Source organism: Burkholderia sp. PvR073, from assembly GCF_054055695.1.
Map to the genome: position 1 here is coordinate 95,825 of NZ_JBSRXO010000003.1, position 24,670 is coordinate 120,494.

At 69.2% G+C, this 24,670-nt stretch carries 24 protein-coding genes; 12 read left to right on the top strand and 12 right to left on the bottom strand.

Features of this window, described 5'->3' with window-relative positions; translation table 11 throughout:
* The first annotated feature begins 49 nt into the window (after nucleotides 1-49).
* A complete protein-coding gene (locus ACVK00_RS12150; RefSeq protein ID WP_284894677.1) occupies nucleotides 50-1,750 on the top strand; it encodes a lactate permease LctP family transporter in 1,701 nt (566 codons plus the stop codon).
* A 113-nt stretch (nucleotides 1,751-1,863) separates the two neighbouring features.
* Here the strand turns inward: ACVK00_RS12150 and loiP are convergent, their stop codons facing one another.
* From loiP to ACVK00_RS12175, 5 genes are all read right to left on the bottom strand, one after another.
* Nucleotides 1,864-2,625: a metalloprotease LoiP gene (loiP, locus tag ACVK00_RS12155; RefSeq protein ID WP_006751965.1), complete on the bottom strand. Its 762-nt coding sequence runs from the start codon at nucleotides 2,623-2,625 to the stop codon at nucleotides 1,864-1,866.
* A 150-nt stretch (nucleotides 2,626-2,775) separates the two neighbouring features.
* The gene (locus ACVK00_RS12160; RefSeq protein WP_228905699.1) at nucleotides 2,776-3,582 is read right to left on the bottom strand and encodes a glycosyltransferase family 2 protein; all 807 of its coding nucleotides are present in this window, start codon (nucleotides 3,580-3,582) and stop codon (nucleotides 2,776-2,778) included.
* Between the two features lie 125 nt (nucleotides 3,583-3,707).
* Entirely contained in the window at nucleotides 3,708-5,000 is a 1,293-nt protein-coding gene (locus tag ACVK00_RS12165) for a chorismate transformation enzyme, FkbO/Hyg5 family (RefSeq protein ID WP_284894676.1), read from the bottom strand.
* Between the two features lie 97 nt (nucleotides 5,001-5,097).
* On the bottom strand, nucleotides 5,098-5,814 hold the full coding sequence (gene fabG, locus ACVK00_RS12170; protein ID WP_284894675.1) for a 3-oxoacyl-ACP reductase FabG: 717 nt from the start codon (nucleotides 5,812-5,814) through the stop codon (nucleotides 5,098-5,100).
* 107 nt (nucleotides 5,815-5,921) lie between these two features.
* Complete coding sequence (locus tag ACVK00_RS12175; protein ID WP_034177242.1) at nucleotides 5,922-6,182, bottom strand: phosphopantetheine-binding protein; 261 nt, start codon at nucleotides 6,180-6,182, stop codon at nucleotides 5,922-5,924.
* A 589-nt stretch (nucleotides 6,183-6,771) separates the two neighbouring features.
* Here ACVK00_RS12175 and ACVK00_RS12180 point away from each other — a divergent pair.
* From ACVK00_RS12180 to ACVK00_RS12225, 10 genes are all read left to right on the top strand, one after another.
* Complete coding sequence (locus tag ACVK00_RS12180; protein ID WP_284894673.1) at nucleotides 6,772-7,416, top strand: COG4648 family protein; 645 nt, start codon at nucleotides 6,772-6,774, stop codon at nucleotides 7,414-7,416.
* 65 nt (nucleotides 7,417-7,481) lie between these two features.
* A complete protein-coding gene (locus ACVK00_RS12185; protein WP_284894672.1) occupies nucleotides 7,482-9,242 on the top strand; it encodes an AMP-binding protein in 1,761 nt (586 codons plus the stop codon).
* Entirely contained in the window at nucleotides 9,239-10,213 is a 975-nt protein-coding gene (locus ACVK00_RS12190) for an LpxL/LpxP family acyltransferase (protein ID WP_228905705.1), read from the top strand. The genes ACVK00_RS12185 and ACVK00_RS12190 overlap by 4 nt, the downstream gene beginning before the upstream one ends.
* Nucleotides 10,210-10,854 (top strand): outer membrane lipoprotein carrier protein LolA, encoded by a 645-nt coding sequence (locus ACVK00_RS12195; protein ID WP_354122863.1) that lies wholly within the window; start codon nucleotides 10,210-10,212, stop codon nucleotides 10,852-10,854. The genes ACVK00_RS12190 and ACVK00_RS12195 overlap by 4 nt, the downstream gene beginning before the upstream one ends.
* A complete protein-coding gene (locus ACVK00_RS12200) occupies nucleotides 10,854-13,334 on the top strand; it encodes an MMPL family transporter (protein ID WP_284894667.1) in 2,481 nt (826 codons plus the stop codon). Before ACVK00_RS12195 ends, ACVK00_RS12200 begins: the two co-directional genes overlap by 1 nt.
* Entirely contained in the window at nucleotides 13,331-14,215 is an 885-nt protein-coding gene (locus ACVK00_RS12205) for a polysaccharide deacetylase family protein (RefSeq protein WP_284894666.1), read from the top strand. Before ACVK00_RS12200 ends, ACVK00_RS12205 begins: the two co-directional genes overlap by 4 nt.
* A 63-nt stretch (nucleotides 14,216-14,278) precedes the next feature.
* Nucleotides 14,279-15,502: a beta-ketoacyl-[acyl-carrier-protein] synthase family protein gene (locus tag ACVK00_RS12210; protein WP_284894665.1), complete on the top strand. Its 1,224-nt coding sequence runs from the start codon at nucleotides 14,279-14,281 to the stop codon at nucleotides 15,500-15,502.
* Nucleotides 15,499-16,317, top strand: coding sequence for a beta-ketoacyl synthase chain length factor (locus tag ACVK00_RS12215; RefSeq protein ID WP_354122864.1), 819 nt, complete (start codon nucleotides 15,499-15,501; stop codon nucleotides 16,315-16,317). Before ACVK00_RS12210 ends, ACVK00_RS12215 begins: the two co-directional genes overlap by 4 nt.
* Nucleotides 16,314-16,847, top strand: a complete 534-nt coding sequence (locus tag ACVK00_RS12220) for a hotdog family protein (protein WP_284894663.1) — start codon at nucleotides 16,314-16,316, stop codon at nucleotides 16,845-16,847. The genes ACVK00_RS12215 and ACVK00_RS12220 overlap by 4 nt, the downstream gene beginning before the upstream one ends.
* Before the next feature lie 22 nt (nucleotides 16,848-16,869).
* The gene (locus tag ACVK00_RS12225) at nucleotides 16,870-17,160 is read left to right on the top strand and encodes a hypothetical protein (RefSeq protein ID WP_228905712.1); all 291 of its coding nucleotides are present in this window, start codon (nucleotides 16,870-16,872) and stop codon (nucleotides 17,158-17,160) included.
* An 81-nt stretch (nucleotides 17,161-17,241) separates the two neighbouring features.
* Here ACVK00_RS12225 and ACVK00_RS12230 read toward each other — a convergent pair whose 3' ends face one another.
* The 5 genes from ACVK00_RS12230 to ACVK00_RS12250 form a co-directional block, all read right to left on the bottom strand.
* Nucleotides 17,242-17,442, bottom strand: a complete 201-nt coding sequence (locus tag ACVK00_RS12230; protein ID WP_006755826.1) for a hypothetical protein — start codon at nucleotides 17,440-17,442, stop codon at nucleotides 17,242-17,244.
* Between the two features lie 198 nt (nucleotides 17,443-17,640).
* A complete protein-coding gene (phbB, locus tag ACVK00_RS12235) occupies nucleotides 17,641-18,384 on the bottom strand; it encodes an acetoacetyl-CoA reductase (protein ID WP_228905715.1) in 744 nt (247 codons plus the stop codon).
* Nucleotides 18,385-18,595: 211 nt separating this feature from the next.
* The gene (locus tag ACVK00_RS12240; protein WP_228905716.1) at nucleotides 18,596-19,777 is read right to left on the bottom strand and encodes an acetyl-CoA C-acetyltransferase; all 1,182 of its coding nucleotides are present in this window, start codon (nucleotides 19,775-19,777) and stop codon (nucleotides 18,596-18,598) included.
* Nucleotides 19,778-20,053: 276 nt separating this feature from the next.
* On the bottom strand, nucleotides 20,054-20,635 hold the full coding sequence (gene phaP / locus ACVK00_RS12245; protein WP_228905717.1) for a TIGR01841 family phasin: 582 nt from the start codon (nucleotides 20,633-20,635) through the stop codon (nucleotides 20,054-20,056).
* Nucleotides 20,636-21,116: 481 nt separating this feature from the next.
* Nucleotides 21,117-21,881, bottom strand: coding sequence for a ParA family protein (locus ACVK00_RS12250; protein WP_284894662.1), 765 nt, complete (start codon nucleotides 21,879-21,881; stop codon nucleotides 21,117-21,119).
* A 214-nt stretch (nucleotides 21,882-22,095) separates the two neighbouring features.
* Here ACVK00_RS12250 and ACVK00_RS12255 point away from each other — a divergent pair, with 214 nt between their 5' ends.
* Nucleotides 22,096-22,317, top strand: coding sequence for a hypothetical protein (locus ACVK00_RS12255; RefSeq protein WP_228905721.1), 222 nt, complete (start codon nucleotides 22,096-22,098; stop codon nucleotides 22,315-22,317).
* Between the two features lie 284 nt (nucleotides 22,318-22,601).
* Here ACVK00_RS12255 and ACVK00_RS12260 read toward each other — a convergent pair whose 3' ends face one another.
* Together ACVK00_RS12260 and ACVK00_RS12265 are read right to left on the bottom strand one after the other, a co-directional pair.
* A complete protein-coding gene (locus tag ACVK00_RS12260) occupies nucleotides 22,602-23,165 on the bottom strand; it encodes a single-stranded DNA-binding protein (protein ID WP_284894660.1) in 564 nt (187 codons plus the stop codon).
* A gap of 103 nt (nucleotides 23,166-23,268) precedes the next feature.
* Complete coding sequence (locus ACVK00_RS12265) at nucleotides 23,269-24,456, bottom strand: MFS transporter (RefSeq protein ID WP_043173922.1); 1,188 nt, start codon at nucleotides 24,454-24,456, stop codon at nucleotides 23,269-23,271.
* Between the last annotated feature and the right edge of the window lie 214 nt (nucleotides 24,457-24,670).

Below are 24,670 nucleotides of genomic sequence, written 5' to 3' on the forward strand. Positions count from 1 at the left end.
CACCCCGCTTTCAAACCCGTACCCCGATAAATCCATGGAGGAGACAACCATGCAGGTTTGGCATCAGATCTACACGCCGCTCGGCAGCCTCGGGCTGTCGGCGTTCGTCGCCGCAATTCCGATCATCTTCTTTTTCATCGCGCTCGCCGCCCTGCGGATGAAGGGGCACGTGGCCGCGGCGATCACGCTGCTGCTGTCGCTCGGCGTCGCGATCCTCGCGTACGGGATGCCCGTGCCGCAGGCGCTCGCGGCGGCCGGCTTCGGCTTCGCGTACGGCCTGTGGCCGATCGCGTGGATCATCGTCGCGGCCGTGTTCCTCTACAAGATCGTCGTGAAGACCGGCCAATTCGACATCATCCGCGCCTCGGTGTTGTCGATCACCGACGACCAGCGGCTGCAGATGCTGCTGATCGGCTTCTCGTTCGGCGCGTTCCTCGAAGGCGCCGCCGGCTTCGGCGCGCCCGTCGCGATCACGGCCGCGCTGCTCGTCGGCCTCGGCTTCAAGCCGCTGCACGCGGCCGGACTGTGCCTGATCGCGAACACCGCGCCGGTCGCGTTCGGCGCGATGGGCATTCCGATCATCGTCGCCGGGCAGGTGACGGGCATCGACCCGCTCCACATCGGCGCGATGGCCGGTCGCCAGTTGCCGCTGCTGTCGCTCGCGGTGCCGTTCTGGCTCGTGTTCATGATGGACGGGCTGCGCGGCGTGCGGCAGACGTGGCCCGCCGCGCTCGTCGCGGGCGGCAGCTTCGCGATCACGCAGTACTTCACGTCGAACCACATCGGGCCCGAGCTGCCGGACATCACGTCGTCGCTCGTCAGCCTCGTGTCGCTGGCCGTGTTCCTGAAGGTGTGGCAGCCGAGCAGCGCGAAGCAGACGACAGGCGGCCTCGTCGCGTCGGGCGGCGGCGCGGCGCTCGCGGGGTTCGGCGCGGGCGGCAACGGTTCGGGCGCAAGCCGCCAGGCGTCGCCGTACACGCTCGCGCAGACCGTGCGCGCGTGGTCGCCGTTCCTGATCCTGACGGCCGTCGTCACCGTGTGGAGCATCACGCCGTTCAAGGCGCTGTTCGCCGCGCACGGCGCGCTCGCGTCGACCGTCCTGAAGTTCCACGTGGCCGGGCTCGACCAACTCGTCGTGAAGACCGCGCCGATCGCCGCGACGCCGAAGGCACTCGACGCGGTGCTGAAGCTCGACCTCGTGTCGGCAGTGGGCAGCGCGATCCTCGTGACCGCGCTGATCTCGATGGCGCTGCTGCGGATGAAGCCGCGCGACGCGCTCGTCACGTTCGGCGAGACGCTGAAGGAACTGACGCGCCCGATCCTGTCGATCGGCCTCGTGCTCGCATTCGCGTTCGTCGCGAATTACTCGGGGATGTCGTCGACGCTCGCGCTGATGCTGGCCGGGACCGGCGCCGCGTTCCCGTTCTTCTCGCCGTTCCTCGGCTGGCTCGGCGTGTTCCTGACCGGCTCGGACACGTCGTCCAACGCGCTGTTCTGCTCGCTGCAGCAAGCGACCGCGCACCAGCTCGGCGTGCCCGAGACGCTCGCGGTCGCCGCGAACACGACGGGCGGCGTAACCGCGAAGATGATCTCGCCGCAGTCGATCGCGGTGGCATGCGCGGCGACCGGCCTGGTCGGCAAGGAGTCCGATCTGTTCCGCTTCACGGTGCGCCACAGCCTGCTGTTCGCGGTGATCGTCGGCGTGATCACGCTCGTGCAGGCCTACGTGCTGCCGGGGATGGTGCCGTAAGCAAGCGGCGCGGCCGCTTTCCGGAGCCCCCGAAAAACAAAACCCCACGCCCGAAAGAGCGTGGGGTTTTGTTCATCCGGGGCGCCGGACGAAGCCGGCGCCTCGATCGGCGATCAGCTGCCCTTCGCGATGCGATCCTGGATGTGCTGCGCACGGCTCGACGACGACGGGTGCGAGCTCATCATCGAGCTCTTGCCGCCATCGAGCTGCGCGAGTTTCTGGAACGCGGTGACGAGGCCCTTCTGGTTCATGCTCTTTTGCTTCATCAGGTCGAACGAGTAGTCGTCGGCCGCGCTTTCCTGCGTCTGCGAGAACTGCGCGTTGATGAACTTCTCGGTGATGTCGCCGAGCTGCGAGCTCGTCAGGGTCGCGACGCCCGGCGATGCCGCGCCGGCCGCGGTGCGCGCCGCGCTGACCGCGTAGGCGGTCTGCATCGCCTTCTTCGAGTGACCCAGTGCGACGTGGCCCATTTCATGACCGATCACGCCGCGCAGTTCGTCGTCGTTCATCATGTCCATCAGGCCGCTGTACACGCGCACGCAGCCGTTGCCCATCGCCCACGCGTTGACGTCCTTGGTCATGTAGACCTTGTAGTTGATCTTTTGGCCGTTCAGCGTCATGTCGCCGAAGCCCTTCATCACCTTCGTCAGGCGCTTCGCGTACGCGCTGTTCGGCGCGGCGATCTTCGATTCGGCGTCGCTCGTCTTGCACGAGTCGTTCGACAGTGCCGCGATGTCGCTGTCCGACAGCGTCGCCGCCTTGTACAGGTTGGTCCCCGCCGACGTCAGGCTGTTCGCGTCGAGATTCTGCACGCCGCCGCATGCGCTCAACAGGAACGCCATGCCACATGCTGCCGCCGCTTTCTTGATATGCATCCCGGATCCCTCGGTAGTTGTAGTTGGGAGCGGCGATTTTGCATAATCCGGCAGAAAATTACCAGATGTTTACATCGAATGACAGGTTGATTACCGACCGATACGGCATGAACGGCGTGATTGCTTAACGGATTGATGACAAAAGGGTAGTCAATCGCCGCGGCCGTGTGACCGGCTGAACGCGGAACGCGGCCGGCGCATCAACCGCCGCGCGGCCAGCATCGGCAGCCGCACCACGAAACCGGCGAACAGCCGCAGGTGCATCCACGCGAGCAGCGCGTTGTCGCGGCCGTAGTGGAAATGCGACACGCCGCCCTCGTGCGCGCCGAAGTAGCGCACCGGCGCCTCGATGCGGATCGGCCGCACGCCGGCCCAGCACAGCCGCACGGCCGCTTCCGGATCGAAGTCGAAGCCGCGCATCCACGGCTGCCGATGCATGATCGCGGCGAGCGGCGCGACCGGATACACGCGAAAGCCGTACAGCGAATCGCCGATCCCGGCCCACAGCGTCTCGAGGTCGGCCCATCCGTTCGACAGCCGCCGGCCCTGCACGCGCAGTTGCGGCGCGCTCGCGTCGAACTTCGGCAGGCCCAGCACCATCGCGTCCGGGCTCGCCTGCGAGGCGGCCATGAATTCGGGAATCAGCTCGGCCGGATGCTGGCCGTCGGAATCCATCGTCAGCACGTGCGTGAAGCCGCTCGCAGCCGCCGCGTCGAGGCCGGCCAGCACCGCCGCGCCCTTGCCGCGGTTCTCCGGCAGGACGATCACGCGCAGCCCCGGATCGCGCTCGGCCAGCGCCTGCAGCCGCTCGGCGCTGCCGTCGGTGCTGCCGTCGACGACGACCCACACCGGGTTCCACTGCGCGCGGGCGTTGCGCACGGTCGTATCGACCTTGATGCCCGGGTTGTAGCTCGGAATCAACACGAGATGGGTGGACGAGGCGTGCAGCTTGGACATGGGAACGGCCGATTGCGAAGACGATGATCCTGACAAAAGTTTATGACCTGCGGGTGAGCGCCGACAGGCTTCCTCGACGTCGCCCGCATGCGGCGACGGTTCGCGCAGCGACAGGCCCGCGCGCTTCACGACAGTTGCTCCAGCGGATGGCCGGCGCTCGCCTCGATCTCGACCAGCAGATCGTCGCGGCACACGTGCGCGTGGACGAACAGGGTCCGCACGTCGGAGCCGGCCGCATCGCGCAGCGCGCGTTCGATCGCGGCGAGCGCCGCGGCATCGCCGGCGTCGCGCACGTAGACGCGATAGCTCAGGTCCGCGAGCGCGAACGGGCCGTGGCCCTGCCGCGCGGCCTGCTCGAGCACGGCCGCCAGGTTCGCGATCGTCTCGCGCGTTTGCGCGACGACATCGCCACGATGCAGGGTGCGGTGCCCGACGATACTGGCGGTGCCCGACACGAACAGCAGCGGTGCCGCAGCGCCGTCGGTCCATGCGGCCGCGCGCGCGAACGTCGGCGCACGCGGGCCGTACTCGGCCGGGTAGTGATACGCGCTGACCTGGCGCGGGTTCTCGACCGGATCGGCCGGCGTGCGGCTCGCGATGAAATGGATCGCGAGCGGCGCGGCCGGCGGCGCGTCGCCCGCGACCGGCACGACCGAACCGAGCGCGCAGGCGGCCGGCACGCCGCCCGTCAGCGCGCGGCGGCACGCGTCGAACGCGCGCTGCCGGCCGATATTGAACTGACGATAGCGTTCGATCCCGAACTGCTGCGCATTGATCGCCGGCACTGTATTCCAGATCCGCAGCGGATGCGGGAGACCAAGCGTATCGAGCACGTCGAACAGCGCGCGGTAGGCATCGTATGTCGCGCGTTCGAGCGGCGTGCCGCCGTCGCGATCCATGTCGGTCGTTTCCGGCGTTTCCTGCACGACGATGCTGCCGAACACGAGCCCCGCGGTTTCGCTGTAGCGGTATTGCAGCGGGCCGTGTCGCGCGCTGCGCAGATCGGGCGCGTCGCACTGCCAGATTTCGCAGACCGCGCCGCCGCGTGCGTGGCCGCCGGCGTCAAGCAGCGTCATCGGCATCGGTGCGAGCGGCAGGTGGGGCGCGGCGACGGCAAGCATGCGTGCCATCGCGTCGGCCGGCGATCCGGCCGCGCCGATGCACACCGCGCCCAGCGCGCCGGGAAACAGGTGGTCGAATGCATCGCCCCGCTGCTGCGCAGCAGCCTGCAGCAGCGCGGCCAGCCGTGCGTGATCGATCCGGGTGAGCCGAAGCGCACGGCTGCCGCCCTTCGCCGCGCGCGGGATGCCCGCTCGCGAGGCGGCAGGCGCGGCTGCCGTGTGTCCGGGCGCGACCACGGTCGGGGCGGACGACAGGGAACACGCTCGCCGTTCGGCGTCGACTGGATGCACTGACACTTCGATTTCCTCACTATGCGGCGCAGGCTCGCGGCACCGGGGCCACGCGCCGCGTTGCGCGCCGTTGCTTCGCGTCAGGCCGACGCTGCGCGCGTCGTCATGCGAGCCCGCCGTTGACGGACAGCACCTGTCCCGTCACATAGGCGGCCGCATCGGACACCAGATACGCGACCATCGCCGCGACTTCGTCGGGCCGGCCCGCGCGTTGCGCCGGCACGAGCTGCTTGATCCGTTCGGCGGGAAACGCATGGTCGGCCATCGGCGATTCGATGATGCCGGGCGCGACCGCGTTCACCGTGATGCCGCGCGACGCGAGCTCCAGCGACAGCGACTTCGTCGCGCCGATCAGCCCCGCCTTCGCGGCCGCGTAGTTGACCTGCCCGCGGTTGCCGGTCACGCCCGCGACCGACGCGATGTTGACGATCCGTCCGCGCCGCGTGCGGATCATCGGCAGCAACAGCGGCTGCGTGACGTTGAAAAAACCGTTGAGCGTCACGTCGATCACGCTGTGCCATTGCCCGCGCGACATGCCGGCCATCGGCGCGTCGTCGTGAATGCCCGCGTTGTTGACGAGGATCTGCACCGGCGCGTCGTCGACGAACGGCGCAAGCGCGGCGAGCGTCGCGTCGCCGTCGGTCACGTCGAACGCGATCGCGTGCGCGGTACCGCCGGCCACGACGATCTGCTGCGCAACCGCCTGCGCCTGCGCGAGGTTCCGGTTCGCGTGCACCCAGACTTCGTGACCGGCCTGCGCGAGCGCCGTGCAGATCGCCTGCCCGAGTGCGCCGCTGCCGCCCGTTACGAGCGCCCGCATCGAATTGCTCCGTTCATCGCGTTTCACCTCGATCGACGCGGCGGCATGTCGTCCAGCGACGGCCACCGCATGCCGTAATCATCCGTGTGCCGCGGCGTGTACGCCCGTCACTTCGTGCGATGCGCGGCGACGTACGCGGCAAGCGCGCCGAGCGTCGCGAAGATCTGTTTGTTGTCCGGATTGTCCGAGCGCAGCTCGAAGCCGTATTTCTTCGAGATCAGCAGCGCGATTTCCAGGATGTCGATGGAGTCGAGCCCGAAGCCCTCGCCGTACAGCGGGGTCCCGGCCGTCACCGTTTCGAGCGGGACGTCTTCGAGATTCAATTCGCCGATGATCAGCGTGGCGAGCTCTTGTTCCAGTGCGTTCATCATGCTTGCGGGGCAGGCGGCCCATGGCAGCGGGAGGCACCCGGAAACGGCAACCGTCATGCATGCCCGGCGCGTGCGAAGCACGCGCGAATCTCCGTCCCTCCGGCGTCTGCCGGCTTCCCCGCCTGCGTTATTGGGGGTCATTTGTAAAAGTTACGCGGATTCTAGACGATGGGTATCGGTGCGTATACCGCGAATGGTTACAGACTGAAGGGCCGCGCCGCGGCCGGTTTCGGGCCCCGATCGCAGCAGACGCTTGAGCCGCTTCGGATGGAAATGGATCGCCGCTGCGAAAGCGTCAGTGCGCTGCCATACATTCGGTTACAAAACCCGGCCGCGCCCCTCTCGAACCGCCACGCCGCGGCCCTAAAATGGCGTGCACGACAGCCGGCCCGGACAAGCGTCCCGGCCGCCATTCATATGATGTTTGACGGCCCGACGAACGCGTCCGGCCCCCGATACGCCCGATGTTTCCAGCACCCATGCCGCGCCCGTCCGTTTGCCTCGCCGCCGTTTGCCCGCCCGTGCGCTGCCCTGCCGCGGCCGCCGGCGGCGATGCGCGCCCGCATCGTGCGCCTGGAGCGGCGCGATGAGCACGCCGCTCGCCATCGTGCGCGGCGTCGGCGCGGTCGCCGCGGTGGCGGCGTACCAGGTCGGCGCGCATTACGCGGCCGCGACGCCCGGCGCGCATGGCTTCGGCCTCGCGATGGCGCTCGTGCCGCCGCTGCTGCTCGCGCTCAGTGCGGCATGGCGCTCGCCGAGGCGCGCGTGGCTCGTGCCGGCATGGCTATTGATCACCGCCGCGCTGTGGGCCGCGCGCATCCCGCTCGCGCGCCATTTCGAATGGGGGCTGTATCTGGAACACGCGAGCTTCAACCTCGCGATGGCGCTGCTGTTCGGCCGCACGCTCGCGGCCGGCCAGGTGCCGCTGTGCACGCGTTTCGCGACGATGATCCACGGCACGATCACGCCGGCCGTCGCGCGCTACACGCGGCGCATCACGCTCGCGTGGACGCTGTTCTTCGTCGCGATCGCCGCCGTGTCGACGCTGATGTTCGCGACTGCGCCGATCGTCGCGTGGTCGACGTTCGCGAACTACCTGTCGCTGCCGCTCGTCGCCGTGATGTTCGCCGCCGAGCAGGCGTGCCGGCGCTTCGCGCTGCCGCACGAAGCGCGGCCGCGGATGGTCGACGCGGTGCGCGCGTACCGCGCGTCGACGCAACCGTCACGATGAATTCATGGCCGGCGCGGCACCGCATCGCGGCCGCGCAGGTCACTGCTCCCCGCTCTAGCCGATTTATGCCGACTCACCCGCTGGTATTCCATTCCTCGCCGGACCAGACGATCGCCTGGCGCGACGGCACGCCCGTCACCGTGCGCGCGTTCGTCGCCGACGTCGCGCGCGTGGCCGCCGCGCTGCCCGCCGGCGGCCACGTGTTCAACGTGTGCCGCGACCGCTACCGCTTCGCGGTCAGCCTGTGCGCGGCGCTCGTCGCCGGCAGGATCAGCCTGCTGCCGTCGACGCACACGCCGGAGATGGTGCGCCAGCTCGCGTCGTTCGCACCGGACGCGTTCTGCCTGCACGACGCGCCGGACTGCACGATCGACCTGCCGCGCTTCGCGTATCCGGACGCCGCTGCCGGCGACCTCCCCGACGACGCACCCTGCGTGGTGCCGCAGATCGACGCGGCACGGATCATGGCGTACGTGTTCACCTCCGGCTCGACCGGCGCGCCGGTGCCGCACCGCAAGACCTGGGGCTTCCTGGTCGGCTGCGTGCGCGCGGCGGCCGACCGCCTCGGCCTGCTCGACGGCCGCGCGGCCACGCTGATCGGCACCGTGCCCGCGCAGCACATGTACGGCTTCGAGTCGACGGTGCTGCTCGCGTTGATCGGCGGCCTCGCGTTCAGCAACCGCCAGCCGTTCTATCCGGTCGACATTCGCGACGAACTCGACGCGATCCCGCAGCCGCGCGTGCTCGTCACGTCGCCGATCCACCTGCGCGCGCTGCTGTCGGCCGGCCATGCGCTGCCGCCGGCCGCGCTCGTGCTGTCGGCCACCGCGCCGCTGTCGGAAAAACTCGCGTGCGAAGCCGAGGCCGCGCTCGGCGCGCCGCTCGTCGAGATCTACGGCAGCACCGAGACCGGCCAGATCGCGACGCGCCGCACGTCGCAGGGCGCGACCTGGCAACTGTTCCCGGGCATCCGGCTCGACGCGCGTGATGCGCATGACACGCCGGATCGCGACGCCGCGAGCGACGACAGCAGCCCGACCGTGTGGGTATCGGGCGGACACGTCGAGGCTCCCGTGCCGATGGGCGACGCGCTCGAGTTGCTCGGCGACGGCCGGTTCCTGCTGCACGGCCGCAAGGCGGACCTCGTCAACATCGCCGGCAAGCGCACGTCGCTCGCCTATCTGAATCATCAATTGAATGCGATTGCCGGCGTCGTCGACGGCGTGTTCTTCATGCCGGACGAAGCCGCGCCGGCCGACGCCGATGCGACCCGCGAACCGGTCACGCGCCTCGTTGCGCTCGTGGTCGCCCCGACGCTCGCCGCGGCCGATCTGCAGCGCGCGCTGCGCGAACGGATCGATCCCGCGTTCATGCCGCGTCCGCTCGTGTTCGTCGATGCGTTGCCGCGCAACGAAACGGGCAAGCTGCCGCGCGACGTGCTCGCCGCGCTCGTCGCACGGCACACGCGTGCCGCCGCGGCCGACGTGCGCGATCGCAGCGAGACGGATGCGCTGCTCGCGTTCACGATTCCCGCCGATCACCCTGCGCTGCCCGGTCATTTCCCCGGTCATCCGATCGTGCCGGGCGTCGTGCTGCTCGATCACGCAATCGCCGCGCTCGGCGCATCGCTGAACCGCCCGCTGGATACGTGGCGGCTGGCTTCCGCGAAATTCCTGAGCCCGGTCGCGCCCGGCGAGCCACTCGATCTCGCGTTCGATGCGGCGGCCGGCGGTGCGATCCGCTTCACGCTGCGCGCCGGCGCGCGCGACGTCGCGACCGGCGTGCTGTCCGCGCCGCCGGCCACACGGGAAGGCGCGCAGCCATGAAGCGCACCGCATGGGCCGAGCGCGAAGAACGCAGCAACGAGGCGCTGCTGCGCGCGATGACCTGGATCTCGCTGCGGTTCGGCCGACGGCCGTCGCGCGTCGTGCTGCACGCCATCGCAACCTATTTCGTGCTGTTCTCGCCGGTCGCCCGCGCGGCGTCGCGCGACTACCTGCGTCGCGTGCTCGGCCGTCCGGCGCGCTGGCGCGACGTGTACCGGCACGTGTTCACGTTCGCGGCGACGATCCACGACCGCATCTACCTGATGAACGGCCGCTTCGACCTGTTCGACATCCGGCTGCACGGCGAAACGCGGGTGGACGACGCGCTCGCCGGCGGGCGCGGCGCATTCCTGATGGGCGCGCACCTCGGCAGCTTCGAAGTCGTGCGGGCGATCGGCCGCACGCGTCCGGACCTGCGCGTCGTCGTCACGATGTTCGAAGAGAACGCGCGCAAGATCAACGCGACGCTCGCCGCCGTGAATCCGGCCGCGAAGCCGGAAGTGATTCCGCTCGGGCAGGTCGACTCGATGCTGAAGGTGCGCGAGCGCCTCGACGCGAACTGCATGGTCGGGATGCTCGCCGACCGCACGCTGCTCGACGACGCGGCCGCGTCGCTGCGGCGGCTGCCGCTGCTCGGCGCGCCGGCCGCGTTCCCGCTCGGGCCGCTCTACATGGCCGCGATGCTGCGGCGCCCGGTGCTGTTCATGACCGGCCTCTATCGCGACGGCAATCGCTACGATGTGCACTTCGAGACGCTCGCCGACTTCTCCGACGTGCGCCGCGACACGCGCGCGGCGGCCGTCGATGCGGCGCTCGCGCGCTACGTCGCGCTGCTCGACCGGTATTGCCGCGCGGCGCCGTACAACTGGTTCAACTATTTCGATTTCTGGCAGACCGGCAACGCCGCCGCGCGCCGCGACGATGCGCGCGCGTGCACCGGGCTGTCCACCCCGAGGGATTCCGACGCATGACCGCCGTTCGCCGCTTCCTGCCGCCGCTCCCGCTGTCGTTCCTGCTTGCGCCGCGCCGCGCCGCGCGCCTGTTCGCCGCCACGGCCGCCGTCGCGCTCGCGCTGCCCGCGCATGCAGCCGACACCGGTTCGGCATGGACCCTCGACCGGCTGATGTCGACGCTCGCGCAGCACAAGTCCGGGCGTGCCACGTTCACCGAGACCAAGACGCTGTCGATCGCCGCGCAGCCGCTCGAATCGTCGGGCGAGCTCGTGTTCGTCGCGCCCGACCATCTCGAGAAGCACACGCTGAGCCCGAAGCCCGAACATCTCGTCGTCGACGGCGACATGCTCACCGTCGAGCGCAACAACCGCAAATTCACGCTCGCGCTCACGCGCTACCCCGAGCTCGGCGCCTTCATCGACAGCATCCGCGCGACGCTCGCCGGCAACCGCTACGCGCTCGAGCAGGTCTACAAGGTCGCGCTCGCCGGCCGTGGCGACGACTGGACGCTGACGCTCACGCCGCTCGATTCGTGGATGCTGAAGGTCGTCAGCACGATCACGCTCGACGGCACGCGCGACGTGTTGCGCAGCGTCGCGATCCGGCAGGCCGACGGCGACCATTCGACGATGCGCCTGCAACCCGTCCCGGCGAACTGATGGACGAACGCACCCGGCCGACCGCCCTCGTCACCCGGCGCCTGCCCGCGTGGCGGCAACGCGCGGTGCTCGCGTGGCTGCTCGCGCTCGTCGCATGCGGGATCGCGATTGCCCGCGCGAATTTCACGGCCGACCTGTCCGCGTTCCTGCCGCGCGCGCCGAGCGCCGGGCAGCGCGTGCTCGTCGATCAACTGCGCGACGGCATCGTGTCGCGGCTGATCCTCGTCGCGATCGACGGCGGCGACGCGGCCGCGCGCGCCGCGCTGTCGCGACGCGTTGCCGGCACGCTGCGCGCCGACCGGCAATTCTCGGCGATCAACAACGGCGAGGCCGTGAACGACGCACGCGACCAGCAGTTCGTATTCGATCATCGCTACCTGCTGAGCCCGGCCGTCACGCCGCGGCGCTTCAGCGCGGACGGCCTGCACCAGGCACTCGGCGACAGCCTCGACCTGCTGGGCTCGTCGGCGGGCCTCGTCGCGAAGGCGATGCTGCCACGCGACCCGACCGGCGAAGTGACCGCGCTCGTCGACCCGCTCGACAGCGGCGCGCAGCCTGCCGTGCGCGACGGCGTGTGGGCGTCGCGCGACGGCACGCGCGCGGTGCTCGTCGTGCAGACGGCCGCCGCCGGCTCCGACACCGACGCGCAGGCACGCGCGATCGACGCGGTGCGCCGCGCGTTCTCCGCCGCGACGCAGACGCTGCCGAACCCGGCCGCGTACACGCTCGCGATGACCGGCCCCGGCGTGTTCTCGGTCGACACGCGCGACACGATCCGGCACGACGTCGAGCGACTGTCGACCGCGAGCATCGTGCTGATCGTCGCGCTGCTGCTGACGCTGTACCGCTCGCCGCGCACGCTCGCGCTGGGGCTGCTGCCGGTGCTGACGGGCATCGCGGCCGGCATCGCGGCGGTCAGCGTCGCGTTCGGCACCGTCCACGGGCTGACGCTCGGCTTCGGCACGACGCTGATCGGCGAGGCCGTGGACTATTCGATCTACCTGTTCGTGCAATCGGCGCAGGCCGGCTCGCGCGGCGCCGCGCGGCCCGCCGACGCGATGCGCGCGTGGCTCGCCGCATACTGGCCGACGATCCGGCTCGGCGTGCTCACGTCCGTGTGCGGCTTCGCGTCGATGCTGTTCTCCGGCTTTCCGGGCCTCGTGCAGCTCGGGCTCTATTCGATCGTCGGGCTGACGGCCGCCGCGCTCGTCACGCGCTACGTGCTGCCGCACCTGCGCGGCGAGCACGTCGCGATTCGCGACGTGTCGCGCATCGGCGCGGTGCTCGCGCGTGCGGCCGCTGCGGCGCCGCGGCTGCGCTGGCCGCTCGCCGTGCTCGTGCTCGCCGCGTGCGCGACGCTCGTGCTGCATCGCGAATCTCTGTGGAGCCGCGAGCTCGCGGCGCTCAGCCCCGTTCCCGCCCGCGCGCAGGCACTCGACGCGCGCCTGCGCGCCGATGTCGGTGCACCGGACGTGCGCTACCTCGTCGTGATTTCCGCGCCGACCGAACAGGCCGCGCTCGAACGCGCGGAACGGGTCGCCGCGCAATTGCAGCCGCTCGTCGATCGCGGCGCGCTCGCGGGTTTCGAAAGTCCCGCGCGCTACCTGCCGAGCGACGCCGCGCAGCGCGCGCGCCAGGCGAGCCTGCCGGAGGCCGACGAGCTTGCCGCGCGCATGCGCGCGGCCGTCGCGAACCAGCCGATCTCGGTCAGGCCCGAGTTGTTCGCACCGTTCGTCGCCGATGTCCAAGCCGCGCGCCACGCGCCGCTGCTCACGCGCGCCGACCTGCGCGGCACGTCGATGGCGCTCGCCGTCGACGCGCTGCTGACCGAGCGCGCGGGCCGCTGGAGCGCGATGCTGCCGCTGCGCGCGCCGGACGCCGCTCGCACCGCGTCAACGGCCGCGCCGGCACTCGATGCGGCGCCGATCCGCGCGGCCGTCGCGCGCGCCGGCGTACCCGACGCGCTGTTCGTCGACATGAAGGCCGAGGCCGACCGCCTGTACGTGAACTACGTGCACGAGGACATCCGGCTGTCGCTCGCGGGTTTCGCGGCGATCGCCGTGCTGCTGCTGATCGCGCTGCGCTCGCCGCGCCGCGTCGTGCGCGCGCTCGCGCCGCTCGTCGCGGCCGTGTTCGTGGTGACGGCCGGCTTCGCGCTCGCCGGCGTGCGGCTGACGATCCTGCACCTCGTCGGGATGCTGCTGATCGTCGCGGTCGGCTCGAACTATGCGCTGTTCTTCTGCAAGCGCGACGACGCGCAACCGGTCACGCCGTACACGCTCGTCTCACTGCTGATCGCGAACCTCGCGACGGTCGCCGGCTTCGGCCTGCTCGCGCTGTCGCGCGTGCCGCTGCTCGAAACTTTCGGGCTGACCGTCGGCCCCGGCGCGATGCTCGCGCTGGCGTTCGCGGCGATTCTCGCGCCGCGCGCCGCGGCCGCGAACGACCGCCCCCATGATCCGACAGGAGCTCGCGCATGAACGCGCCGTCATCCGTTCCACCGCGGCAGCCCGGCGATACACGCCGCTGGAAACCGACGCCGCTGATCGCGGGCACGGCCGCGCTGCATGCGGGCGCGCTCGCGGCCGTCGTCGCGCAGCCGGCCGCGTGGCCGTGGGCCGCCGGCGGCGTGGTCGCATCGCATCTCGCGCTGACGGCCGCCGGCCTGTGGCCGCGCAGCGCCTTGCTCGGACCGAACTGGACGCGGCTGCCGGCCGATGCCGGCCGCCGGATCGCGCTGACGATCGACGACGGCCCGGACCCCGACGTCACGCCGCGCGTGCTCGACCTGCTCGATCGTTACGATGCACGCGCGACGTTCTTCTGCATCGGCGATCTCGCGCGCCGCCATCCGCAGTGGATCGAAGCGATCGTCGCGCGCGGCCACGCGGTCGAGAACCACAGCCAGCGGCACCGGCATACGTTCTCGCTGTCGGGCCCCGCCGCGCTGCGGCGCGAAATCGCCGCCGCGCAGCAGACGCTGACCGAGATCGCCGGCACGCGACCGCGCTTCTTCCGCGCGCCGGCCGGCCTGCGCAATCCGTTTCTCGAGCCGGTGCTCTGCGAGCTCGGCCTGCACCTCGCCAGCTGGACGCGACGCGGCTTCGACACGCGCGCGCACGATGCGGACATCGTCACGCGCCGCCTGCTGAACGGCCTGGCGCCACACGACATCCTGCTCGTGCACGACGGCCACGCGGCGCGCGATGCGCGCGGCGAACCGGTCGTGCTCGACGTGCTGCCGGCGCTGCTGCGCGCGGCCGCCGATGCGCGGTTGCAGTGGACCACGCTGCGCGCCGCGCTCGCGCCCGAACCGCCCGGCCAGCCGGGCATGCCGGCACCCCAGTTTGATAAAATCTGACCATGCGCGGCGCGCCCGCCAGCCCTGCTGCGGCGCCCGTTCCGGCCACCGGATGCGACCCTCGTGAAACCTCTGCTGCTCTCGCACTTCACCGCCACCAGCTGCATCGGCCGCGGCCTTGATGAGACCCTCGACGCGCTGCGCCACGCGCGCGGCGGGCTCACGCCGTGCGACTTCGAACGCGCCGAACTCGACACCTGGATCGGCTCGGTGAACGGCGTCGATGCGGAGCCTGTGCGCGCGGATCTCGCCGACTTCGACTGCCGCAACAACCGCCTCGCGCAGCTCGGCCTCGTCCAGGACGGCTTCGACGCGCGCGTCGCGGCGGCCGTGTCGCGCCATGGCGCCGCACGCGTCGGCGTGTTCATCGGCACGAGCACGTCCGGCATCCTCGAGACCGAACGCGCGTACGAGCAACGCGATCCGGCGAGCGGCGCGCTGCCCGCCGGATTCCACTATGCGCATACCCACAACCCGTATTCGCCGGCCGCATTCGTGCGCGCGTATTTCGCGCTGCGCGGGCCGGCGATGGCGATCTCGTCCGCGTGTTCGTCCGGCGCGAAGGTATTCGGCTCCGCGCGCCGGATGATCGAAGCGGGGCTGATCGATGCGGCCGTCGTCGGCGGCGTCGATTCGCTGTGCCTGACGACGCTGTATGGCTTCAATTCGCTCGAACTGTTGTCGCGCCGGCCGTGCCGGCCGTTCGACGTCGCGCGCGACGGCATCTCGATCGGCGAGGCCGCCGCGTTCGCGCTGCTCGAACGCGTGCCGGCGGCACGCGCCGCGCTCGACGATGACGCGATCCTGCTGCTCGGCGTCGGCGAATCGAGCGATGCGCATCACATGTCGTCGCCGCATCCGGACGGGCTCGGCGCGCGCCTCGCGATCGAACAGGCGCTCGCATCGGCCGGCCTCGATGCGAGCGACATCGACTACGTGAACCTGCACGGCACCGCTACGCCCAGCAACGATGCCGCCGAAAGCCGCGCCGTGGGCGCGCTGCTCGCGCGCGCGCCGTGCAGCTCGACGAAGGGGGCGACCGGTCACACGCTCGGCGCAGCCGGCGCGCTCGAAGCGGTCGTCGCCGCGCTCGCGCTGCGCGAGCAGTTCGTGCCGGCCGGCGTCAACACGACGCAACCCGACCCGGCGCTGGCCGCCGACTACGTGCTCGCGAGCCGCGACGCGCACCTGCGTGCGGTCCTGTCCAATTCGTTCGGCTTCGGCGGCACGAATTGCAGCCTGATCCTCGGCCGCGCCGAGCACGCCCGCCGCCGGGAGCCGACATGACACTCACCGCCTTCATCGAAAGCGTCGGCCTCGTCGGGCCGGGACTGAACGACTGGCCGCACGCGGCCGACGTGCTCGCGGGCCGCACAGCCTATGCGAGCGCGCGCACCGTGCTGCCGCCGCCGGCCGGCCTGCCGCCGGCGGAACGTCGCCGCACCGGCCCCGTGGTGCGCGTCGCGCTCGCGGTCGGGCTCGAAGCGGCAGCCGCGAGCGGGCGCGATGCCGCCACGCTCGCGACCGTGTTCAGCGCGTCCGGCGGCGACGGCCAGAATTGCCACGCGATCTGCGAGACCCTCGCCGGCGACGACCGCCACCTGTCGCCCACGCGCTTTCACAACTCCGTGCACAACGCGCCGGCGGGCTACTGGAGCATCGCCACCCGGGCGATGGCGACGTCGAACGTGCTGTGCGCGCACGACGGCAGCTTTGCCGCGGGCCTGCTCGAGAGCCTGTGCCAGGTCGCGGTCGATCGCGTGCCGAGCCTGCTGATCGCCTACGACACCGACTATCCGGCGCCGCTGCGCGCGGTGCGGCCGATCGTCGACGCATTCGGCGTCGCGTTCGTGTTCGCGCCCGACGCAAGCGAACGCACGCTCGCGCGCATCGATGTGCAGCTGACCGACGCGCCGGCGACGACGCTCGCGAACCGCGAACTCGACGCGCTGCGCACCGGCAATCCGGCCGCGCGTGCGCTGCCGCTGCTCGACGCGCTCGCCGCGCGGCGTGCGACGCGCGTTGTGCTCGACTATCTGGAAGACGCGCGCGTGCAGGTCGATATCGCGCTGCCGGATGCCGCCGCGGAGCACGCGCCATGACGACGCCCGTCTCGACGCCGATGCAGCCGCCGACGAAGACGCTCGATCGCGCATGGATCGCCGCGCACATTCCGCACGACGGCGCGATGTGCGTGCTCGATCGAGTCGAAGCATGGGATGCCGCGCACATCCGCTGCAGCGCGACGAGCCACCGCGATCCGCACAACCCGCTACGCTCGCGCGGCCGGCTCGCGTCGGTCTGCGGGATCGAATATGCGGCGCAGGCGATGGCCGTGCACGGCGCGCTGCTCGGCGCGCAACAGGAGCAGACGGAACAAACGCGGCCGCGCGCCGGCTATCTCGCGAGCGTGCGCAACGTCGACGCGTTCGTCGATCGGCTCGACACGTTCTCGCTGCCGCTGATCGTCGACGCCGAACGCATCGGCGGCGACGATTGCACCGTGCTGTACGGCTTCGCGCTGCGCTGCGGCGATCGCGTGCTGCTCAGCGGCCGCGCCGCGGTGATGCTCGATGCATCGGCGGCCGGCGCACTCGTTCCGCCGCTGGCCGGCCACGCAGGCCCCCGATGAATTTGCCCAAGGAAACCAGGTCGTGAAAGCACGTCAGTTCATTTACACCGCAATCGTTCTCGCACTGATCAGCCCGATCGCGCACGCGGACATGTCGGAAGTGAAGCAGGACATCAAGCGCGATTCGAAGGAAGCCGCGCACAAGACCGGCGACGCCGCGCGCAGCTTCGGCCATGCGACCGCGAGCGCCGCGAAGACAGTCGGCCACGGCATCGCGCATGTGTCGCGCGAGGGCTGGGATGCCACCAAGCGCACGACGAAACGAATCTTCCACAAGAACGATTCGGGCGAAGGCGCGCAGAAGGGCGATTGAGTGTGAGCATCCCGCGCACCGCAGACGGGCTGCGCGGGATGCGGCACGACGCTTGAGTACGCCGCTGCCGCACCGCCACCGTCATCGCGCGCCGCTGCGCGTGCGGCGCGCCGGCCTGCGCGCGAGGCACTTGCCGTACGCGACGAACCAGCAATCGCGATGATCGAAGTTTCGCAGCAGCCGCGCGCGGCGCCGCTCGAGCCAGTGAAGCGCGATCGCCATCGTCAGCGCGACGGCCAGTGCCGAGCCGCCGATCGCGAGTCCCATCCAGGTTTCCCCCATGCCTCCTCCGGAATGCGAGGCCGGTGCGGCACGCATGCCGCGACGCGGTGGCCGGAGCGCGGACGCATACGGCCCGCCGCATGTGCGGCGAACCTGCGTCCGTGATCCATCACCGCGTGCGTGCGCGCTGCCCCGGCGCTGGATACAGCGGGAGCACGGCCCGGACGCGCGCGCGAACGCCGCCCGGGCCGTCGCGCGTCAGTGCATGTGCTGGCCGCCGTTGATCGCGATGTTGGAGCCCGTCACGAAGCCGGCCTCCTCCGAGCACAGATATGCGACCAGCGCCGCGACTTCCTCGGGCTTGCCGAGCCGGCCCGCCGGAATCTGCGGGAGGATCTTCGTATCGAGGATGTCCTGCGGGATCGCCGTCACCATCTTCGTCGCGAGATAGCCCGGCGACACGGTGTTCACCGTCACGCCCTTGCGCGCGGTCTCGAGCGCGAGCGATTTCGTGAAGCCATGCATGCCGGCCTTCGCGGCCGCGTAGTTGGTCTGGCCGACCGACCCCTTCGAACCGTTGACCGACGCGATGTTGACGATGCGTCCCCAGCCGCGCTCGACCATGCCCTCGCAAACCGGCTTCGTCATGTTGAACACGGAATCGAGGTTGGTGCGGATCACCGCATCCCAGTTGACCTTGTCGAGCTTGCGCAGCGTCATGTCGCGCGTGATGCCCGCGTTGTTCACCAGGATGTCGACCGGGCCGACTTCCCGGACGATTTTCTCGATGCATTGCTGGCACGAATCGTAATCGGCCACATCCACCGGATACGCGTGGAATTCGCGACCGGCCGCGTGCATCTCGGTCAGCCAGCGATCGGCACCGGTATTGTTCGGCGAATACGTGACAACGACCTGGTAGCCAGCGTCGTTCAACCGGATGCTGATCGCTTCGCCAAGACCGCCCATCCCACCCGTCACAACTGCAATTCGCTTAGTCATCCTATAAGTTACCGAGAAGAAAAGTAATCAATGGTGCGCGGCGACGGCATGGCACCTGCCGCCGCCCCACCGCTTCGGTGCGCCCGCGTCGCTGACGCGGCGCGCACCGGAACATCACACCTGTTGCGGGTTGCTCGTTCCGCGCGAAAGCTGCTTCGCGCGTGCGCGGCGCAGGCCTGCGCCGTACGCTGGCATGCTCGTCAGGCCCCGCTCAACCACGTTCGACCGCGAGTGCGACACCCATCCCGCCGCCGATGCACAGCGACGCCAGCCCGCGCTTCGCATCGCGCTTGACCATCTCGTGCAGCAGCGTCACCAGGATCCGGCAGCCCGACGCGCCGATCGGGTGACCGATCGCGATCGCCCCGCCGTTCACGTTCACCTTCGACGTGTCCCAGCCCATCTGCTTGTGCACCGCCAGCGCCTGCGCCGCGAATGCCTCGTTGATTTCCATCAGGTCCAGGTCGCCCGGCGTCCAGCCCGCACGCTCCAGGCAACGGCGCGATGCCGGCACCGGCCCCATGCCCATCACGCTCGGATCCACGCCCGCATTCGCGTACGCCTTGATCCGCGCCAGCGGCGTCAGGCCCAGCGCCGCCGCCTTCTGCGCCGACATCACCAGCACCGCCGCCGCGCCGTCGTTCAGCCCCGACGCGTTCGCCGCCGTCACCGTGCCTTCCTTCGCGAACGCCGGCTTCAGACCCGCCAGCGATTCCGCCGTCACGCCGTGACGCACGAACTCGTCGGTCGCGAACTGCAGCGGCTCGCCCTTGCGCTGCGGAATCGACACCGGCACGATCTCGTCGTTGAAGCGGCCGGCCTTCTGCGCGGCTTCCGCCTTGTTCTGCGACAGTGCCGCGAACGCATCCTGCTCGTCGCGCGTGATCCCGTATTCCTTCGCGACATTCTCCGCCGTGATGCCCATGTGGTACTGGTTGTACACGTCCCACAGGCCGTCGACGATCATCGTGTCGACCAGCTTCGCGTCACCCATCCGGAACCCGTCGCGCGAGCCCGGCAGCACGTGCGGCGCCGCGCTCATGTTTTCCTGGCCGCCCGCGATCACGATCTCCGCGTCGCCCGCCGCGATCGCGTTCGCCGCCAGCATCACGGCCTTCAGGCCCGAGCCGCACACCTTGTTGATCGTCATGCCCGGCACCGCGCTCGGCAGGCCGGCCTTGATCAGCGACTGACGCGCCGGGTTCTGTCCCGAGCCCGCCGCCAGCACCTGCCCCATGATCACTTCGCTCACCTGCTCGGGTTTCACGCCCGAGCGCTCCAGCACCGCGCGAATCACCGTCGCGCCCAGTTCCGGTGCCGCGATCTTCGCGAGCGAGCCGCCGAATTTGCCGACCGCGGTCCGCGCGGCCGATACGATCACTACGTCCGTCATGTTCAGTTCCTGCTTTGAAATCAGTGGGTCGATCTGAATTGTGTGCCGGTGCCGGTACGGCACTGCGGCCGGCGACGGCGCGTGAGCGCCGCGCGGCTCGCGATGCGGCAGCACGTTCGCGCGCGCATGCGCGCGGCACATCCGCGTGTTCCGGCCGTGCCCGGGCACGCCGCGGCGAGCCGGAAGATTGCCGGCCGCCACGCGGCACACGCGGCGGCCGGCGCCTCACGGCGCCGCTCACTCTTCACTCGTGTCGCGCTTGCGCGCGACACGCGCTCATGCAGCGGATTCGCGCGAAGCCGCGTCCTTGCGTGCGGCGGTGGCCGTCTGCTTGGCACCGCGCGCCGTCGTTTCGCTGACCGCGTCGAAACCGCTTTGTGCGGCCTCGATCGCCTGCCCCGCCGCTGCGCGCACGGAGTCGGCCGCGGCCGTCGCCGCGGACAGCGCCGAGTTCAGCGCGGCGACCACCGGGGCCGAGCCGGCCGGCGCGTGCTTCGACAGTTCGCCGAACACGTCCTTCATGCGCTTGTCGTTCTGCTCGTACTGAACCTGCGCGACCTTCGCCCACTCGGCCTGCGTCGACACCGCGATGTCGAACAGGTGGCGGCCGTACGCGACGGCCTTGCCGGCTGCTTCCTGCGGGACGGCAACCTGCTGCGCGAAGCCCACGGCCGGGTTGCTGGTGTTGAACGCGTTCTTCAGCTTGTCCTCGTACTCCTCCAGCGCCGTCTTGGCCGCCTGTACATTGAGTTCGACGACAGCCTCGAAACCGTTGATCGCCGGACGGGCAAGTGCGAACCATGCGGCGATTCCGGACTGATAATCGGCGGCGAATTTTTCGGGGGCAAATACGGACATCGGGTATGCTCCTGTTGGCAATTGCGAGAGACGACACAAAGGAAATGGAAGTCAGATCGACAGCCTGCTCCCTTATTTTCAACCCGCAGACGGCATTGAATGCGAGAAGTTGAAGAAGGCATTTTAGATGCATTAATTGTCAATTAAATGGCATTAATGCTAGGTAAAAACCCTTAAGGGTTGGAATAACCGCCTCGCGGCGGACGCATGCGCAGGTGGGGTCATGCTGCAACGCCTTGCGCCAAAAAGATTTTTTACTTTCTTACAGCAGCACGCGCCGTCCGACCCGCAATATTTACCCCGTCACCATTTCCGTTATTGGAAAAAAAGGTGCGTATGAAAACAGAACAACCATCCGTGTAATCGTTTTTCTGCGGATTTATTCTGAAATCGTTACCAGGATTATTTCCGAAATCGGAATCAGAATTATTAACAACGAATTAAATTATCGGATGAATTGCCGCACTTAATGGCGCGGATCTCACCCGACCAGCTCGCGATGCAGCGCGCGAAACTCCTGCGCGAGCTTGTGCGCCGGCTCGAGATGGATCACCGGCGTCGACTGCTGATGCGACTCGCGGATCTTCACCGAAGCCGACAGCCGCGACGCCAACACCGGCAACCCTTCTTCGATGAGTTCGTCGACCAGCCGCTGCGGGAGACTCGCGCGCGGCTGGAACTGGTTGATGACGATCCCTTCGACCTCGAGCGCCGCGTTATGGTCCTGCTGGATTTCCTTCACGTTCTCGAGCAGCGTGTACAGCGCGCGGCGCGAGAAGTCGTCGCAGTCGAACGGAATCAGGCAGCGCTCGACCGCGATCAGCGCCGAGCGCGTGTAGAAGTTCAGCGCGGGCGGCGTGTCGATGTAGACGGCGTCATAGGTGTCGAGCTCGTTCAGCGCGTCGCGCAGCTTGTAGATCTTGTAGCGCGACTCGAGCTTGCCGTGCAGCGTGTCGAGATCCGGATGCGCGGGCATCACGTCGAGCCCGTCGAACGGCGTCGGATGGATGAACGACGCGACGTCGACCGGCCGGAAGTTGAACGTCAGCGCCGTCTCGAAGAATTCGGCGACGCCGGGATGCACGTCGCTCGCGCGGTCGCCGAGCAGATAGCGCGTGGAATTCGCCTGCGCGTCGAGGTCGATGACGAGCGTGCGTATTCCTTCGCTCGCGCTGATCGCCGCCAGGTTGCAGACGATCGTCGATTTGCCCACGCCGCCCTTCTGGTTGAATACGACCCGCCGCATGGTGTCTCCTTCGATCGAAACGTCGAAAGAAGCAGTTTAGCCGGTCAATCGTGGCGACGGGGTGACATAAGTCAGATGCGCGGCACTGCACCACAAATGAAAACGTTGCCGGCACGCCGCGCGCCCTCGGCGCAAGGGGCCGAAATGTTGCAGTGCCGCATGCGCGATGCTAAACTAGGGAAAACCCTTAGTTCAAGCTCGCGAAGGAGCAATCGTGTACCCCGTATTTTCGTTCCTGATGGACATGCTGCCGGGCCGCAGCAAGGCGTCGTTTGCGCCCGCGGCCAAAGTGAACCGCGTCACACTCACGGGCACGGTCGACCGCAGCGACGGTGTGGTCCTGTCGATCGATGGCGGCGACGCCTTGGTCCGCTGGCCGAAGGGCGGAAAGTCGGTTGAGCGCGTCAGCAATCTGGTCGCGATCGCGGAAGCGTAATTCGCTGGTTCTCCGGCGCGCTCGGCGCCAGTTAGTTCAGCGTGCACGCGCGACGCCATCGCATCGATGGCTCCGCCGAAGGCCTTGGTCAATGCCATCGGCACTTCAGAAATTGCGTATCGAGTCACGTCAGGCTCCATTCGACGGAACGGAACCATTCGGTTAGGCACGTTCCAGCCGAATCGAAAAACGTGCACACGCAAAAAGACCCGAAGCTCCAGGCCAAATCACTGATTTAGCTCGGAAGTTCGGGCCTATCCGTACAGCGGGAACTAACGTTCCTCTTAGAACGGAATATCGTCGTCCATCTCGTCGAAGCCGCCGCCTGCCGGCGCGCTCGGACGGCTCTGGCCACCGCCTGCACCGCCGCGCGGTGCGCCGCCGGCACGACCGCCAGCACCGCCGCCACCGCCGCGCTCCATCTGCTCGCCGCCGCGACCGCCGCCGCCACCACCACCGTAGCCGCCGCCGTAACCGCCTTCGTCACCGCCACCACCGCCGCCGCCCGCGCCGCCACGGCCGCCGAGCATCTGCATCTGGTCGGCGACGATTTCGGTCGAGTAGCGATCCTGGCCGTCCTGGCCCTGCCACTTGCGCGTGCGGATGCGGCCTTCGATATAGACCGACGAGCCCTTCTTCAGGTATTCGCTGACGATTTCGGCGAGACGGCCGAAGAACGCCACGCGGTGCCACTCGGTCATTTCCTTGAAATCGCCGCTTGCCTTGTCCTTGTAGCGATCGGTCGTCGCGAGACGGATGTTCGCAACCGCGTCGCCGCTCGGCAGGTAACGGACTTCAGGATCGGCGCCGAGATTGCCGACGAGGATGACCTTGTTGACGGATGCCATGTGTTTCTCCAGTAAATTCGATGCCGGGCCGCCCGCGAAAGTCGTCGGAGCGGCCCGCCGGACAAGCCGGCGAGCGCCGCCCGTGCGTGTCCGAAAAGAAGGTTCAGGCCTTGCGCGGCGGCGCTTTCATGCTGGCCGCGATTATAAGCCACGCCGCCACGAGCCCAGAACACGCATAGAAGACGGTGTTCGCGCCGCCGTGTTTCAGCAGCCAGCCGCCTACGATGCCGCCGAGCGCGAGCCCGATCGATTGCGTGGTGTTGTAGACACCGGTGGCCGCGCCCTTGCGCGAACCGGGCGCGAGCTTCGACACGAGCGACGGCTGCGATGCTTCCAGGATGTTGAAGCCGAGGAAGTACACGAACAGGATCGCCGCCACAATCAGAATGGTATGCGGTGCGCTGCCGAGCAACAATTGGCCGATCAGGATAGCGAGGATCCCGCCGAGCAGCACCGGCTTCATCTTGCCCCGTTTTTCCGCGACGATGATCGCCGGGACCATCATCACGAACGCGAGCCCCATCACCGGCAGGTAGATCTTCCAGTGCGCGGCGACCGGCAGCCCGCCGTCGACCAGCAGGCGCGGCACGACGAGGAACAGTGCCGTCTGCGTCGCGTGCAGCACGAGCACGCCGAAGTTCAGGCGCAGCAGCTCACCGTTGTGCAGCACCTCGGCGAACGGCGCCGGCACGTGCACGGGCTTCGCCGCGTCGGGCACGATCCACACGACGACGCCGATCGCGAGGATCGACAGCACGCCGACGATCGCGAACAGCCCGCTCATCCCGACCCAGTGGAACACGATCGGCGCGCCAACGATCGCGACCGCGAACGACACGCCGATCGAGCCGCCGACCATCGCCATCGCCTTCGTGCGGTTCTGCTCGGAGGTCAGGTCGGCGATGAACGCGAGCACCGCGGACGACACGGCGCCCATCCCCTGGATCACGCGACCGACGATGATCCACGTGATGTCGTGCGCGAATGCGGCGACGAAGCTGCCGAGCGCGAAGATCACGAGGCCCGTGGCGATCACCGGCTTGCGGCCGAACTTGTCGGACGCCCACCCGTAGAAGATGTAGAACAGCGACTGCGTGACGCCGTAGGCCCCGAGCGCGATGCCGACGAGCAGCACGTTGTCGCCGCCCGGGATGGTTTTCGCGTAGACCGAGAACACCGGCATGATCATGAACAGACCGAGCATGCGCAGCGCGAAAATCGCCGCGAGCGACGTGGTCGCGCGCAGTTCGGGCGCACTCATGCGGGAAGACGTGGCGGACGGATTGGACATCGGGAATGAATTTCGAATGATCGGAATGTCCGCCCGGCGGCGGGCGGCGGAAGATCAGGGCCACCGGCCCGGCAGGCCTGGCAGGCGCTTTCCGGGACGTCCCACGGGCAGCCTGCGGGCCGCCCGAAGCCGTGCGGCGCGGCCGCTTCCCCGGCGTGGGCACCGCCTTGCTGCCAGTTGCTGCAAAGGCTGGGGGCCCCCAACGACGGCCTCG